The following is a 14,880-nucleotide window of genomic DNA, read 5'->3' as shown; positions in this document are numbered from 1 at the left end:
CGCTACGCTTACCGGGCGACGGGAGACCACACATTCTGTAGGCCGGGCAGGCGTGGCGCCACCCGGCATTAACATTTACACCTGCTCTTTTGCGGTCGGTTTCGGCAAGAAGCCTTCCAGCACAATCATCGCCGCGCCGATGCAGATAGCGCTATCGGCGAGGTTGAAAGTAGCGAAGTGCCAGTCGCCGACGTAGAAGTCGATCATATCGACCACAAAGCCGTGCCACAGGCGATCGAACAAGTTGCCCAGCGCGCCGCCGATAATCAGGGCGTAGGCAATATTGTTCAGCTTTTGCGACGCCTTCGAACGGTACATCAGCACCGTCAGCACCACGCAAATGCCGATCGCGATCCCGGAAAAGAACCAGCGCTGCCAGCCGCCGCTGTCGGCGAGGAAGCTAAAGGCCGCGCCATAGTTGCGGGCATAATGCAGATTAAGCGACGGGAACAGCGGAACCGTCTCCCCCAGAGCGAAGTTCTGGAGGATCAGGAATTTGCTGCCCAGATCGATAATCAGCACGGCTACGACCACCCACAGCCAGCGTAGCCCCGTTGAACAGATCGATTTACTCATCAGGCGAATTTACGTTGCTCGCCGTCACCGGCGACGTTGCTCACACAGCGTCCGCAGATTTCCGCGTGTTCCGCCACCTTGCCGATATCGGTGGTGTAATGCCAGCAGCGCGGGCATTTCTCACCTTCAGCTTTACTCAATGCGACTTTCAGCCCTTTGAGCAGTTCGCTCTGCTGCGCATCAGCAGATGCGCTCGCATAGTCTGCGACGTTCGCCCCGGAGGTCAACAGGACAAATCGCAATTCATCCCCCAGTGCGTTGAGCTTAGCGGCCAGGTCGGCATCAGCATACAGCGTCACCGCAGCTTCCAGCGAACCACCGACTTTCTTATCCGCACGCGCCTGCTCGATCACTTTGTTGACTTCGCCACGGACTTTCAGCAGCTCATCCCAGAAGCCGTCATTCATCGCTTCGTCGTCGGCCAGGCCGAAGAGACCCTGATACCATTCGCCGGTAAAGACGTATTTCTCACGCTCGCCCGGCAGGTAACCCCAGATTTCGTCCGCAGTGAAGGACATGATCGGCGCCATCCAGCGCACCAGCGCTTCCACGATGTGGAACAGCGCGGTCTGGCAGCTGCGACGCGCCACGCTGTCCGCCTTAGCGGTGTACTGGCGGTCTTTGATGATGTCGAGGTAGAACGAGCCCATCTCAATGGAGCAGAAGCGCATCAGGCGCTGCACCACTTCGTGGAAGTCGTAGGATTCGTAGGCTTTCAGGATATCTTCCTGTGCCGCCTGCGCGCAGCCGACCGCCCAGCGATCCAGCACCACCATCTCTTCCGGTTTGACCATGTCTTTTGCCGGATCGAAACCGTTCAGGTTCGCCAGCAGGAAGCGCGCGGTGTTACGGATACGACGATAGCTGTCCGCGGCGCGTTTGAGGATCTCGTCAGAGACCGCCATTTCGCCGGTGTAGTCGGTGGAAGCCACCCACAGTCGCAGGATGTCGGCGCCCAACTTGTTCATCACGTCCTGCGGGCTAACGGTGTTGCCGATAGACTTGGACATTTTGCGCCCCTGACCATCGACGGTGAAGCCGTGGGTCAGTACCTGACGATATGGCGCTTTGCCTTTCATCGCCGTGGAAATCATCAGCGAGGACATGAACCAGCCACGATGCTGGTCGGAGCCTTCCAGATACATATCGGCGGCGTGACCGGCGAATTCCGGACGCACGTCAACCACGGAAGAGTGGGTCGATCCGGAGTCAAACCAGACGTCGAGGGTATCCGGCACTTTCTCGTAGCTGTCAGCGTCATCGCCAAGGATGTCGCGGGAATCGAGATCCCACCACGCCTGGATGCCGTCGACTTCAACACGCTTCGCGACTTCTTCCATCAACTCAAGGGTACGCGGGTGCAGTTCGTGGGTTTCTTTATGCACGAACAGCGACATCGGCACGCCCCAGGTACGCTGACGGGAGATACACCAGTCAGGACGGTTGGCGACCATCGATTCGATACGCGCCTGGCCCCAGTCCGGGATCCACTGCACGCCTTTGATCTCTTTCAGCGACTGCGCGCGCAGACCTTTCTGATCCATGCTCACGAACCACTGCGGGGTGGCGCGGAAGATGATCGGCGACTTGTGGCGCCAGCAGCACGGATAGCTGTGCTGCATTTTTTCCACATGCAGCAGCGCGCCGCGCTCACGCAGCATCTCAACGATGATATCGTTGGCTTTGAAGACGTTGATACCGTCCAGGGCCGGATAGGTGCCTGGCAGATAAGCTCCGTCCGGGCCAACCGGGTTAGCGATTTCCAGACCGTATTTCTGGCTGATCGTGTAGTCGTCCGGACCGTGGCCGCCGGCGGTATGCACCGCGCCGGTACCGGCATCCAGCGTCACGTGGTCGCCAAGGATCGCCGGCACGTCGAAATCCAGGAACGGATGCTGGAAACGCATCAGTTCAAGCTCGGCGCCGTTCACCGCCGCCAGGATGGTGTAATCGGCCGCGCCAACGCGCTTCATCACGCTCTCGACCAGGTCTTTCGCCAGGATCAGCGCCTGACCGTCAACCTGCACCAGCGCATAGTCGAACTCCGGCGACAGGGAGATGGCACGGTTAGCCGGCAGGGTCCACGGAGTGGTGGTCCAGATAACCAGCGACACCGGGCCGTTGACGTCGGCGACGCCGAATTTCGCCAGCACCGCGGCTTTATCTACCGCGTGGAACGCCACGTCGATGGATGGGGAAGTCTTGTCGTAATACTCCACTTCCGCTTCCGCCAGCGCGGAACGGCAGTCTACGCACCAGTGCACCGGCTTGGCGCCTTTATGCAGATGGCCGTTGCCGATGATTTTGCCCAGCGCGCGAATGATATTGGCTTCGGTTTTGAAGTCCATGGTCAGGTACGGATGCGACCAGTCGCCCAGCACGCCGAGGCGAATAAAGTCTTTACGCTGGCCGTCGATCTGCTCGGCGGCATATTCGCGGCACTTGGCGCGGAATTCTGCTGCGGTGAACTTCTCACCCGGCTTGCCGTATTCCTGCTCTACTTTCAGCTCGATCGGCAGACCGTGGCAGTCCCAGCCCGGAACGTAAGGCGAGTCATAGCCCGTCAGTCCTTTGGACTTAACGATAATGTCTTTCAGAATCTTGTTTACCGAGTGACCAATATGAATGCTGCCATTCGCATAAGGAGGGCCATCATGCAGAATGAAGGTTTTTTTGCCTTTTTTGGCTGCACGAATGATGCCGTACAGGTCATCATCGGTCCAACGCGCCAGCATTCCCGGTTCGCGTTTGGCGAGGTCGCCACGCATAGGGAACCCTGTTTCCGGCAAATTCAGGGTCGATTTATAGTCACTCATCAGATTCTCGGTTCCGTATTTCGGTTTGATAAACACCAGTGGCTCAGGCCTGGCTGGTCAGCCCAAATAATTCGCGGGCCGTTAACTCATCACGTGCGATTTGCGCCTTCAGCTCGTCCAGCGACGCAAACCGCTGCTCATTACGTATCTTTTTACGCAGTACTACATTGATATGGCGACCGTAGAGGTCCATTACAACGTCCAACAGATGCACTTCGAGCTGCTGACGCACGCCCGCTACCGTTGGACGGGTGCCAATATTGGCGACACCGGCGATCGGTTTGTCGCCCAGACCTGTCACTTCTACCGCATAGACCCCTTTAACCGGGGAAACCTGACGACGCAGCGGTAAGTTCGCCGTCGGAAAACCTATGGTACGGCCCAGTTCGTCGCCATGCACGACGCGTCCGGAAATGCTAAACGGATGGCCGAGCAGCGTCTCCGCAAGAAGAAGATCGTCATCGGCCAGCGCCTGACGCACCGCCGTGCTGCTGATCCGCACCCCGCCTTCGCAGAAGGTTTGGGTGCTGGTGACGTCGAAGCCGTATTCCGCCCCCGCCTTTTGTAATAACAAGAAATCCCCCTGGCGACCAGCGCCAAAGCGGAAATCGTCACCGACGGCAAGGAACTGCACGCCCAGGCGGCGCACCAGCAGTTCACTGATAAAATCCTGCGCCGTCAGCGCGGCGAACCGGCGGTCGAAGCGAACGCACAGCACATAGTCGACCCCGCTTTCAGCCAGATAGCTCAGCTTTTCACGCAGGCGGGTCAACCGCGCCGGGGCTTTATCGGCGGCAAAAAGCTCGAGCGGCTGGGGTTCGAAAATCATCACCACCACCGGTAAACCGCGCTGGCGGCCCTCTTCGCGCAATCGCTGCAGCAGCGCCTGATGCCCACGATGCACGCCGTCAAAATTGCCAATGGTCAGCACGCACCCGTGCGGGGCCTGACTGAGATTATGTATGCCGCGTATCAGCTTCATGTCTGGCTCAAAACAGTGAAAATCGTCCGAGTATACCTTGTACAACTGTCAACGTTAACCAGCGATTGCTCCTCGGCAACGAAAGTTCTCAGGAATTCATTCACTCAGCGCGGGTAAGCGGGAAAACCGCCCGCCCCCGGCGATTTTTATGGTGGAAAAGCTGTATTCGCCTGCAACAAGCTGGTAGAATCTTGCGCCATCACTACGTAATGAAGCGCTGTGGTGTTAAACGGCGCTTATTTGCACAAATCCATTGACAAAAGAAGGCTAAACGGGCATATTCCTCGGCCTTTGAATTGTCCATATAGAACACATTTGGGAGTTGGACCTTGGCTAATATCAAATCAGCTAAGAAGCGCGCCGTTCAGTCTGAAAAGGCTCGCAAGCACAACGCTAGCCGTCGCTCTATGATGCGTACTTTCATCAAGAAAGTATACGCAGCTATCGAAGCTGGCGACAAAGCTGCTGCACAAAAAGCATTTAACGAAATGCAACCAATCGTGGACCGTCAGGCTGCTAAAGGTCTGATCCACAAAAACAAAGCTGCGCGTCATAAGGCTAACCTGACCGCTCAGATCAACAAACTGGCTTAATCGCTGCTTGTTGTCGCTTTGTGAAAAAACCCGCGAAAGCGGGTTTTTTTATGCCTGTCATCTTCCCCGCCCTGGCGCGACCTGAGCCACGCCAGCCACGCTTTCCGGCTATCTGGGTTCAGTAAACAGCGACGAATAATCGCGATTGCAGATGCGCTGTACCGCCGGATGCTGAATCATCCGTTCGGCGAAAATAGCGTGATACTCCTCCATCACGCTATCCATGCGGCCAATTTCGACAATCGATTCATCATGATAGAAATCATGCGCGTAGAGCGTCGGCGCGACAAATATCGCATTATGCGCAGCGCCAAAGGCTTTCATGAGCGCCGCGTCGTCAAACTCGCCGAGAATCTCCACCTTCAGACCCTGCACATTAATCCAGTTCAGCAGCTTACGTCCCAGCATCGATCGTCGGCCGGGGATTAGCAGCCGTCGCTCTTCGAGACAAGCCGGGAACGGCTTCGTCGGCGCCGGGTTCATACACCAGAAGCTGACGCTACACTCGCCAATCTTCACCGAAAACAGCCCTTCCTGCTGCGTCGAGTCGATCGGGCAGTCAGAGATAATCATATCGAGCTTATGCTGGCTCAACTGCTCCAGCAGCAGCTCATGGGTGGATTCAAAACAGCGCAGATGAATCTGCTCGCTTTCGACAACGGCGGCATCCAGCACGCCGCTGACCAGCCGCTTCGAGAGCGCATCGGCCACGCCGACGTCAAACAGCAGATTAGACTCTTTGCGATAGTTGACGATGTCGAGCATCTCCTGGCTCAGGGTAAACATCCGGTCGGCATAGCGGAAGACCAACTCCCCGAGCTCGCTCGGCTCCAGCCCTCTTCCCTTGCGCTTGAATAATTTACCCTGCAGACGCTCCTCCAGCGCTTTGATCTGCCCGGTAATGGTCTGCGGCGTCAGAAACAGCGCCTCCGCCGCGCCCACGACAGACCCTTCTTTATAGACGTGCCAGAAGTAGTACAGATGGTTGTAGTTGATATGTGACATGCTTCTCTCCCTGATAATGTCCTGGAGGGCCGGAGAGGCCCTCCGCAGAAAGGTTATACCGCGAGGCGAGTATCCGTCGCGCGCTGACGCAGTATGAGGTATCCGGTGACGGCCGATAACACTGAGCCGATTAAGATGCCAAGCTTGGCCCAGTTGATCAACGCGGGATCCACGTTGCCAAAGGCGAGACTGGCGATAAAAATCGACATCGTAAAGCCAATCCCGCACAGGATACCCACCGCCATAATCTGCCCGCAGGTGGTCCCCTCCGGCAGCGAGGCCCACTTCAGCTTCAGGGCCAGCCAGCAGAACAGGCTGATCCCCAGCGGCTTACCGATAAACAGGCCGGCCATGATGCCCAGAGGCAGCAGCGACGTCAGTCCATCAAGTGTGACCCCTTGCAACGAGACACCCGCGTTGGCAAAGGCAAACAGCGGTAGGATCATAAACGCGACCCACGGGTGCAGGACATGCTCAAGCGCTTTGGCCGGGGATTTACCCTGCTTTTCCTGTAACGGAATCATAAAGCCGACGATGACTCCGGCAAGCGTCGCGTGAACGCCGGACTTCAGCACCGCCGTCCACAGTACCGCGCCGACCAGAATATAGATCCCAGTGCGCCGCACGCCGCTCAGATTCAGGGCCACCAGCACCGCAATCGCCGCCGCCGCCACGCCCAACGAGAGCATTGACAGGTCGTGGGTATAAAACAGCGCGATAATCACGATAGCCCCCAGGTCATCAATGATCGCCAGCGCCATCAGGAAAATCTTTAGCGCCGTCGGGACGCGGCTGCCTAACAGCGCCAGCACGCCAAGGGCAAAGGCAATATCCGTCGCTGCCGGGATCGCCCATCCCTCTCTGGCGACAGGATCCTGAGCGTTAAAGGCAAGATAGACCAGCGCCGGGACGATCATCCCGCCGAGCGCGGCAATCACTGGAAAGACCGCCTGACGACGACTCGCCAGCGAGCCCTGAATCAGCTCGCGTTTGACCTCGAGGCCAATCAGCAAGAAGAACACCGCCATCAGGGCATCATTGATCCAGAGCAGCATATTCTTGTTGATCTCCAGCGCCCCCACCCGCAGCTGTACAGGCGTATCAAGGAAGGAGTGATACAGACCGCTGGTCACGCTGGTATTGGCCATGACCATCGCCAGCACCGCGGCGATGATTAAGACAATGCCGCCGGAAGCATCGCTACTGAAGAATCGTTGCAGATGTTTCACTTTTACTTTCATCCTGTTGGTGAATAACTCGATAAAAGCATAATACACAAACTGATAACTCGAAAAAATCAGATTTAAGTTGAGTAAACATTCGATTTTTACGTATCAAAGAGGAGCGATAAGACAAAAAAAGCCCGGGCAGCAAAGGCCCGGGCCAGGAGTCAGCGAAAGCGGAATTAGCGGGTCAAATCGTCGAAGAACTTCTTCACACCGTCGAAGAAGCTTTTCGAACGCGGGCTGTTGTTTTCCCCGGTCGGGCCGCCGAAGCTTTCCTGCAGCTCTTTCAGCAGCTGCTTCTGCTTCTCGTTCAGCCCCACCGGCGTCTCCACCACCACCCGGCACAGCAGATCGCCCTGCGCGCCGCCGCGAACGGATTTCACGCCTTTGCCGCGCATGCGGAACAGTTTGCCGGTCTGGGTTTCGCCCGGAATCTTGAGATTGACGCGGCCGTCGAGCGTCGGGACCTCAATCTCGCCGCCCAGCGCTGCCATGGTGAAGTTGATCGGCACTTCGCAGTACAGGTTATTGCCTTCACGCTCAAAGATAGCGTGCTGCTTCACCTGAACCTGAACGTACAGATCGCCTGCCGGTGCGCCATGCTCGCCGGCTTCACCTTCACCCGCCAGACGGATCCGGTCCCCGGTATCCACGCCCGCCGGGATTTTAACCGACAGGGTTTTGGTCTTCTCAACGCGGCCGTGACCATGACATTTATTGCACGGATCTTTAATCAGCGTACCGCGTCCCTGACAGTGCGGACAGGTCTGCTGTACCGCAAAGAAGCCCTGACGCATCTGTACCTGGCCTGCGCCATGACAGGTCGGACAGGTTTGCGGTTTGCTGCCTGCTTTGGCGCCGCTGCCGTGGCAGACGTCGCACTCTTCCAGCGTCGGAATACGGATCTCTTTGGTGACGCCACGTACCGCTTCTTCCAGCGTCAGCTCCATGTTGTAACGGAGATCGGCGCCGCGCGCCGCGCGCTGCCGGCCACGTCCGCCGCCAAAGATATCGCCGAAAACATCGCCAAAGATATCGCTGAAGTCCGCACCGCCGCCAAAACCGCCGCCGCCGCCCATGCCGCCCTGCTCAAAGGCCGCGTGGCCGTACTGATCGTAGGCCGCACGCTTCTGGGCATCAGTCAGGATTTCATACGCTTCTTTGATTTCTTTAAATTTGGCTTCGGCCTCTTTATCACCCTGGTTGCGGTCCGGGTGATACTTCATGGCCAGGCGCTTATAAGCCTTTTTGATTTCACGCTCTTCCGCTGTTTTGGAGACGCCTAAAATCTCGTAGTAATCTTGCTTTGCCATCGGTGTTTTTCAGCCCCTTAACATGCGTGCACGGGCGGAGAGGAAACCTCTTCGCCCGTGCCAGTGTTTTACCCGTTCAAAGGGCGATTATTTTTTATCTTTCACTTCTTCGAACTCAGCGTCGACAACATCGTCGTCTTTCGCGTTGCTCGCCTGAGCGTCAGCGGAACCCGCCTGCTGCTGAGCATGCTGCTGCTGGGCGATTTCCATCAGCTTCTGGGAAGCCTGCGCCAGCGCCTGCATTTTCGCTTCGATGTCCGCTTTGTCTTCACCTTTCAGCGAAGTTTCCAGCGCGGTCAGCGCAGACTCGATGGCAGTTTTGTCGTCAGCCGGCAGTTTATCGCCTGCTTCTTCAACCTGCTTGCGAGTGCTGTGCAGCAGATGGTCGCCCTGGTTGCGGGTCTGTACCAGCTCTTCGAACTTACGGTCAGATTCGGCGTTAGCTTCCGCTTCGCGAACCATTTTCTGAATTTCTTCTTCATTCAGACCGGAAGAGGCTTTGATGGTGATCTTCTGCTCTTTACCGCTGTTTTTGTCTTTCGCGGAGACGTGCAGGATACCGTCAGCATCGATGTCAAAGGTCACTTCGATCTGCGGCATGCCGCGCGGCGCCGGGTTGATACCATCCAGGTTAAACTGACCCAGAGATTTGTTATCAGACGCGCGTTTACGCTCACCCTGCAGCACATGGATGGTGACCGCAGACTGGTTGTCTTCAGCGGTAGAGAACACCTGGCTGTGCTTGGTCGGGATGGTGGTGTTTTTGCTGATCAGCGCAGTCATCACGCCGCCCATGGTTTCGATACCCAGCGACAGCGGGGTCACGTCGAGCAGCAGAACGTCTTTCACATCACCAGTCAGTACACCGCCCTGAACGGCAGCACCGATCGCCACGGCTTCATCCGGGTTAACGTCTTTACGCGGTTCTTTACCAAAGAACTCGGCCACTTTCTTCTGCACCATCGGCATACGAGTCTGACCACCAACGAGGATCACGTCGTTGATATCGGAAACGGACAGACCGGCATCCTGCAGGGCTACTTTCAGCGGCTCGATGGAACGGTTAACCAGGTCTTCTACCAGGCTTTCCAGTTTCGCGCGAGTCACTTTGATGTTCATGTGTTTCGGACCGGTCGCATCTGCAGTGATGTACGGCAGGTTAACGTCGGTCTGCTGAGCAGAAGACAGTTCAATCTTCGCTTTCTCAGCGGCTTCTTTCAGACGCTGCATCGCCAGCGGGTCGTTGCGCAGGTCAATGCCCTGATCTTTCTTAAATTCATCAACGAGGTAGTTGATCAGACGGGTATCGAAGTCTTCGCCGCCCAGGTGGGTGTCACCGTTGGTCGCCAGTACTTCGAAGGTTTTTTCGCCATCCACTTCGTCGATTTCGATAATAGAGATATCGAAAGTACCACCACCGAGGTCGTAAACCGCGATAGTACGGTTGCCCACTTCTTTATCCAGACCGTACGCCAGCGCGGCCGCGGTCGGTTCGTTGATGATACGTTTGACTTCCAGACCGGCGATACGGCCAGCATCTTTGGTGGCCTGACGTTGCGCATCGTTGAAGTAAGCCGGTACGGTGATAACCGCTTCAGTTACCGGTTCACCCAGGTAATCTTCAGCCGTTTTCTTCATTTTTTTCAGCACTTCAGCAGAGATCTGCGGCGGTGCAGTTTTGGTGCCTTTCACATCCAGCCATGCGTCGCCATTGTCTGCGGCAACAATTTTGTATGGCATGATAGAAACGTCACGCTGAACTTCTTCGTCCTGGAAGCGTCGGCCAATCAGGCGTTTAATCGCAAACAGGGTGTTTTGCGGGTTTGTCACTGCCTGACGTTTAGCCGGCTGACCAACCAGAGTTTCACCATCCTGGGTATAGGCAATGATAGAAGGCGTGGTGCGATCGCCTTCGGCGTTCTCCAGCACGCGTGCAGTAGTGCCATCCATAATCGCTACACAAGAGTTGGTAGTACCCAGGTCGATACCAATAATTTTACCCATCTAAACGTCTCCACTAAAAATTCGATCAACATGTGGTTGTGAACCTGTAATAAGGGCGAAACCTGCGGTTTCAACTGCCCAGACATCATTTTTTTTCAGGTTCTTCACTGCGGTTGACTACAAGATGGGGTCGCCCACCCCGGCATCAAGGGGCAAGTAGAAAAATTTTTTGCCGGGGACCAGCCGACGCCCTCGCCCCCTGTCGCCGATGGCTCAGCAAAGGATATTGCCGGGCGGCAAAAAAGATGGCGAATCACCCATACAAATAGCGAATAAAAAAACCAAATATATTCATAATATCATTGACATAAAACGCAATACTTGTGCGCTAAAAGCCCCGTTTTCGCAGTGATAAGATCCCCGCCCTCGCACTTTACTTATTCAGGGGACAGATTAATGAAATCACTATTCCGGCTTTCAGCGGGGCTTATCCTTAGCGTGTCAGTTATCACCTCAGCGGCCGCCAACGACCATAAGATCCTCGGCGTGATCGCCATGCCGCGCAATGAGACCAACGATCTGACGCTGAAGCTCCCCGTCTGCCGGGTGGTCAAACGTATTCAGCTCAGCGCCGAGCGCGGCGATATACAGCTCTTCGGAGCAACCGTCTACTTTAAGGCCAGCCACGGCGCCAGCCACACGCTGAACGTGCCCGCCGGGATCAAAGAGGGCAACACCACCGGCTGGATCACCCTCAACAGCGATAACGACAACAAGCGCTGTGTGAAAAAAATCGCCTTCTCAGGCCACACGGTCAATTCCTCAGATATGGCCTCACTGAAAATTATCGGCGACGACTAACGTCGTCCCCTGCCCGAGAGAAAACGTTATGCGTATTAATTATCTGGATGATGACGATCTCGCCTTTCTGCCTGAGTGCAGCGAGGCGCATCTGGAAGCGTTTACCCGTATTCTGACCCACGGGGAAAATGGCAAACCCCGTCTCTCCAGTACGCTGCTGCGCAACGAAACCTTTCTGTCTATGGAGGGCCACCCGGAGCGCTATCGCCGCAACTGGCAGTTGATCGCCGGCGAGCTACAGCATTTCGGCGGCGACAGCATCGCCAATACGCTGCGCCGCCATGGCAAATTTTATCGCGCCATCCTGCTGGATGTGTGTAAGAGGCTGAAGGCAAAGGTCGATAAACAGATGACGACGCCGCAGATCGAGCAACAGTTGTTGACGCATTTTCTGCAGCACAGCTGGAATAAGCTGGATGCGGAACAAAAAACGCAGTTTCTCGCCGCGGTGGAGTGCCGGAGTCATGAGCTGGAAAGCCTGCTGCCCCATCTGTTGAGACGCCGCAAGCTGAGTGAAGGCGTTGCCCTGCTACTGGATGAGCGGTTAACCGCCATCCTGCGCACGCACGCCGCCGTGAGCGTCATCGGTCATGGCCTGGTACGCGGCGCCGGGCTGGGGGGGCCGCTTGGCGCCGCGCTGAACAGCGTGAAAGCGGTGAGCGGCAGCGCTTATCGGGTCACCATCCCCGCGGTCCTGCAAATTGCCTGTTTACGACAAATGCTCCACTCGTCGCCGGGCGCAACTGAAATTGGTGAAAAATACCCCGCCAGATCATAGACAGCCTTTACGCGCCTCATTATTATGCCGCGCCCCGCCGCCAAGTCGCGGGGTAATGCTTCCCTTTTAATGATAATTTTGAGGAATTATGGGCAACACTAAGTTGGCTAATCCGGCACCGCTGGGCCTTATGGGCTTCGGCATGACCACTATTCTGCTTAACCTGGCGAATAGCGGCCTCTTCGCATTCGATGTAGCTATCCTGGCGATGGGCATTTTTTACGGTGGCATTGCGCAAATTTTTGCCGGCCTGCTGGAATACAAAAAAGGCAACACCTTTGGCTTGACCGCTTTTACCTCCTACGGCAGCTTCTGGCTGACGCTGGTTGCTATCCTTCTGCTGCCGAAAATGGGCCTGGCTGATGCGCCGAACGCGCACTTCCTCGGCATGTATCTCGGCCTGTGGGGTATTTTTACGTTGTTCATGTTCTTCGGCACGCTGAAAGCCGCACGTATGCTGCAGTTCGTGTTCCTGAGCCTGACGGTGCTGTTCGCGCTGCTGGCGATTGGGCATCTGGTAGATAACGAAGGCATCGTGAAAGTAGCCGGCTGGATCGGCCTGATCTGCGGCGCCAGCGCCATTTACCTGGCGATGGGCGAAGTGCTGAACGAGCAGTTCGGCCGCACCGTGTTGCCGATCGGCGAACCGCGTTAATCTTCCGCCGCCGCCCTGTGACAGGGCGGCGGCTGGTCATCATCGGTAAACCCTGCTTAGCGCTGCAGCTCCCCTTCCGGCAACCTCGCAGCCGTCAGCCCCTGACGCAGCCAGATACCTAATCCCAAGCCCATCAGCGACAAGGCCAGCACATACCAGGCCGGGGCCATCGGCGACACCCCCATCAGCATCGTGACGGCAATCGGCGTCAGGCCGCCAAAAATCGCGTACGACAGATTGTAGGAAAAGGAAATGCCGGTGAAGCGCACTTCCGCCGGGAAGGCCCGCACCATGACATAAGGCACCGCCCCCACCACGCCCACGCAGAGTCCCACCGTACCGTACAGCAGAAACAGCCGCTGCGGGCTGGCGCCGGACAGGTGATAAAATGCCCAGCTGGCAACCGCCAGCAGCAGGCTGCCGACGATAAAGGTGCGGCTGGCGCCGAAGCGGTCCGCCGCCAGCCCGGCGAGCAGACAGCCGATGCACAACATAATCGTGGCAATGCTGTTGGCCTGCAGGGTCATCGCCGGGGCGAAGCCATAGTGTTTCTGCAGCCAGACCGGCGACATCAGGATCACCACCACCACGCCTGCCGACAGCAGCCAGGTCAGCAGCATAGAGACCGCCACCGCCTTCTGGTGCTTGAGGACGACCGCCTTTACCGGCAGTTCCTGCGCCAGCGCTTTGCGCTGCTGCATCGCAAGAAAAATCGGCGTCTCCTGCAGCCAGCGGCGCAGATACATCGCCACCAGGCCAAATACGCCCCCCAGCAGGAAGGGGATCCGCCAGCCGCCGTCGTGGATCCCCTGCGGCGTCAGGCTGGTGTTGATAAGCGTCGCCACCACCGATCCCAGCAGGATGCCTACGGTCAGGCCGGCCGTCAGCGTGCCGCAGGCGATACCAATGCGTTTTTCCGGAACATGCTCGGCGACAAACACCCAGGCGCCAGGCACCTCGCCGCCGATCGCCGCCCCCTGCAGAATACGCATCAGCAGCAACAGCAGCGGCGCGACGATACCCACCGAGCTGTAGGTCGGCAGCAGACCAATCGCCAGGGTCGGCACCGCCATCAGCAGAATGCTGAGGGTAAACATTTTTTTACGCCCTACCAGATCGCCAAAGTGGGCCATGATGATCCCCCCCAGCGGACGCGCCAGGTAACCGGCGGCGAAAATGCCAAAGGTCTGTACCTGGCGCAGCCATTCCGGAATATCCGCGGGGAAGAAGAGCTCGCCGACGACGGCGGCGAAGAAAACGAAGATGATAAAGTCATAAAACTCCAGCGCGCCGCCAAGGGCGGCCAGCGTTAGCGTTTTATAATCCTGGCGGTTGAGCGGTCGGTTTGCATATGACATAACGCGATTTCATCCTGAGGTGTGCAGCGTATTTTATAGTGTGTAAAGTAAACAGCACTATATCGTAAATAAAACGGCACACCATCAGCGATGCAGGTTATGTCACAAATGCATCAAATTCAGGATAAAGTTTCGCGTCTGGCGCTTTTTGGACGAAATGCTTCTACCACACGGCCATCGGTTTCCACATAAGGCCCCTCCAGCAACTGTACACAATAAGGTACACTTGCGAAAATACCGTGCACCAGCACGTTGCCGTCAGCATCTTTCACCCCTTCCAGGGTCTCCTGAATCGCTTTCGGTTGTCCTGGTAGATTGAGGATCAGCGCCTGCTTGCGGATCACCCCGACCTGCCGGGAAAGGATCGCCGTCGGCACAAAGTGTAGGCTAACCTGGCGCATTTGCTCGCCGAAGCCCGGCATCTCGCGATCGGCAATCGCCAGCGTGGCGTCGGGCGTCACATCGCGACGCGCAGGGCCGGTTCCGCCGGTGGTCAGCACCAGGTGGCACCCCATCTCGTCAACCAGTTCGCACAGCGTTTGCTCAATAATGACCTGCTCATCCGGAATCAGGCGAGTCTGCAGTTCAAAAGGGGTGGTGAGGGCACGCGCCAGCCACTCTTCCAGTGCCGGGATGCCTTTGTCCTGATAAACGCCGCTGGAGGCGCGATCGGAAATGGAAACTAAGCCGATTCGTAAGGTATTCATGGTTATTCCGTTCAAACTGTAGCGTTAAACGAAATGATACACTGCTGCTGGCGGGACAGACAGTGT

General features: G+C 56.9%; 13 protein-coding genes and 1 pseudogene. 4 read left to right on the top strand and 10 right to left on the bottom strand.

Features of this window, described 5'->3' with window-relative positions; genetic code table 11:
• Positions 1-75: 75 nt before the first annotated feature.
• The 4 genes and pseudogenes from lspA to ACQUTP_RS17580 all read right to left on the bottom strand — a co-directional run.
• Positions 76-576 (bottom strand): signal peptidase II, encoded by a 501-nt coding sequence (lspA, locus tag ACQUTP_RS17595; RefSeq protein WP_004204239.1) that lies wholly within the window; start codon positions 574-576, stop codon positions 76-78.
• On the bottom strand, positions 576-3,392 hold the full coding sequence (ileS, locus tag ACQUTP_RS17590; RefSeq protein WP_285755761.1) for an isoleucine--tRNA ligase: 2,817 nt from the start codon (positions 3,390-3,392) through the stop codon (positions 576-578). The genes lspA and ileS overlap by 1 nt, the downstream gene beginning before the upstream one ends.
• A 43-nt stretch (positions 3,393-3,435) precedes the next feature.
• On the bottom strand, positions 3,436-4,374 hold the full coding sequence (ribF, locus tag ACQUTP_RS17585; protein ID WP_004204236.1) for a bifunctional riboflavin kinase/FAD synthetase: 939 nt from the start codon (positions 4,372-4,374) through the stop codon (positions 3,436-3,438).
• A 7-nt stretch (positions 4,375-4,381) separates the two neighbouring features.
• Positions 4,382-4,587 (bottom strand): annotated as a pseudogene (locus ACQUTP_RS17580) (DUF2575 domain-containing protein); the annotation flags it as partial.
• A 116-nt stretch (positions 4,588-4,703) separates the two neighbouring features.
• On the opposite strand from ACQUTP_RS17580, the gene rpsT reads away from it, so the two are divergent.
• Positions 4,704-4,967: a 30S ribosomal protein S20 gene (gene rpsT, locus ACQUTP_RS17575; protein ID WP_002887965.1), complete on the top strand. Its 264-nt coding sequence runs from the start codon at positions 4,704-4,706 to the stop codon at positions 4,965-4,967.
• A gap of 108 nt (positions 4,968-5,075) precedes the next feature.
• On the opposite strand, the gene nhaR is transcribed toward rpsT, so the two are convergent.
• The 4 genes from nhaR to dnaK all read right to left on the bottom strand — a co-directional run bounded on the left by nhaR (position 5,076) and on the right by dnaK (position 10,515).
• Complete coding sequence (nhaR, locus tag ACQUTP_RS17570; protein ID WP_002887961.1) at positions 5,076-5,972, bottom strand: transcriptional activator NhaR; 897 nt, start codon at positions 5,970-5,972, stop codon at positions 5,076-5,078.
• Between the two features lie 53 nt (positions 5,973-6,025).
• On the bottom strand, positions 6,026-7,201 hold the full coding sequence (gene nhaA, locus ACQUTP_RS17565; RefSeq protein WP_017901221.1) for a Na+/H+ antiporter NhaA: 1,176 nt from the start codon (positions 7,199-7,201) through the stop codon (positions 6,026-6,028).
• Between the two features lie 176 nt (positions 7,202-7,377).
• Entirely contained in the window at positions 7,378-8,511 is a 1,134-nt protein-coding gene (gene dnaJ / locus ACQUTP_RS17560) for a molecular chaperone DnaJ (RefSeq protein ID WP_002887955.1), read from the bottom strand.
• Positions 8,512-8,598: 87 nt separating this feature from the next.
• On the bottom strand, positions 8,599-10,515 hold the full coding sequence (gene dnaK / locus ACQUTP_RS17555; RefSeq protein ID WP_004204234.1) for a molecular chaperone DnaK: 1,917 nt from the start codon (positions 10,513-10,515) through the stop codon (positions 8,599-8,601).
• Positions 10,516-10,911: 396 nt separating this feature from the next.
• On the opposite strand from dnaK, the gene ACQUTP_RS17550 reads away from it, so the two are divergent.
• From ACQUTP_RS17550 to satP, 3 genes are all read left to right on the top strand, one after another.
• Complete coding sequence (locus tag ACQUTP_RS17550; protein ID WP_049093221.1) at positions 10,912-11,316, top strand: DUF2541 family protein; 405 nt, start codon at positions 10,912-10,914, stop codon at positions 11,314-11,316.
• Positions 11,317-11,344: 28 nt separating this feature from the next.
• Positions 11,345-12,094 carry an acidic protein MsyB gene (msyB, locus tag ACQUTP_RS17545; protein ID WP_285755762.1) on the top strand — a complete coding sequence of 250 codons (750 nt, stop codon included), beginning with the start codon at positions 11,345-11,347 and terminating at the stop codon, positions 12,092-12,094.
• 88 nt (positions 12,095-12,182) lie between these two features.
• The gene (gene satP / locus ACQUTP_RS17540) at positions 12,183-12,749 is read left to right on the top strand and encodes an acetate uptake transporter (RefSeq protein WP_049093220.1); all 567 of its coding nucleotides are present in this window, start codon (positions 12,183-12,185) and stop codon (positions 12,747-12,749) included.
• A 56-nt stretch (positions 12,750-12,805) separates the two neighbouring features.
• On the opposite strand, the gene ACQUTP_RS17535 is transcribed toward satP, so the two are convergent.
• Positions 12,806-14,107 carry an MFS transporter gene (locus tag ACQUTP_RS17535; protein ID WP_285755763.1) on the bottom strand — a complete coding sequence of 434 codons (1,302 nt, stop codon included), beginning with the start codon at positions 14,105-14,107 and terminating at the stop codon, positions 12,806-12,808.
• A 119-nt stretch (positions 14,108-14,226) separates the two neighbouring features.
• A complete protein-coding gene (gene mog, locus ACQUTP_RS17530; protein WP_004204229.1) occupies positions 14,227-14,814 on the bottom strand; it encodes a molybdopterin adenylyltransferase in 588 nt (195 codons plus the stop codon).
• Positions 14,815-14,880: the final 66 nt, after the last annotated feature.

Source organism: Klebsiella sp. 2-CIP_Kleb., assembly GCF_050378715.1.
Lineage (GTDB): Bacteria > Pseudomonadota > Gammaproteobacteria > Enterobacterales > Enterobacteriaceae > Klebsiella > Klebsiella quasipneumoniae.
The sequence above is the reverse complement of the archived record's forward strand: the minus strand, read 5'-3'. Positions and strand labels throughout refer to the sequence as shown.

Excerpts from the sequence above, each read along its gene's own strand:
- ribF (WP_004204236.1), bottom strand. The coding sequence starts at position 4,374 with ATGAAGCTGATACGCGGCATACATAATCTCAGTCAGGCCCCGCACGGG.
- mog (WP_004204229.1), bottom strand. The coding sequence starts at position 14,814 with ATGAATACCTTACGAATCGGCTTAGTTTCCATTTCCGATCGCGCCTCC.
- ACQUTP_RS17550 (WP_049093221.1), top strand. The coding sequence starts at position 10,912 with ATGAAATCACTATTCCGGCTTTCAGCGGGGCTTATCCTTAGCGTGTCA.
- dnaJ (WP_002887955.1), bottom strand. The coding sequence starts at position 8,511 with ATGGCAAAGCAAGATTACTACGAGATTTTAGGCGTCTCCAAAACAGCG.
- satP (WP_049093220.1), top strand. The coding sequence starts at position 12,183 with ATGGGCAACACTAAGTTGGCTAATCCGGCACCGCTGGGCCTTATGGGC.
- dnaK (WP_004204234.1), bottom strand. The coding sequence starts at position 10,515 with ATGGGTAAAATTATTGGTATCGACCTGGGTACTACCAACTCTTGTGTA.
- ileS (WP_285755761.1), bottom strand. The coding sequence starts at position 3,392 with ATGAGTGACTATAAATCGACCCTGAATTTGCCGGAAACAGGGTTCCCT.
- msyB (WP_285755762.1), top strand. The coding sequence starts at position 11,345 with ATGCGTATTAATTATCTGGATGATGACGATCTCGCCTTTCTGCCTGAG.
- lspA (WP_004204239.1), bottom strand. The coding sequence starts at position 576 with ATGAGTAAATCGATCTGTTCAACGGGGCTACGCTGGCTGTGGGTGGTC.
- nhaR (WP_002887961.1), bottom strand. The coding sequence starts at position 5,972 with ATGTCACATATCAACTACAACCATCTGTACTACTTCTGGCACGTCTAT.
- ACQUTP_RS17535 (WP_285755763.1), bottom strand. The coding sequence starts at position 14,107 with ATGTCATATGCAAACCGACCGCTCAACCGCCAGGATTATAAAACGCTA.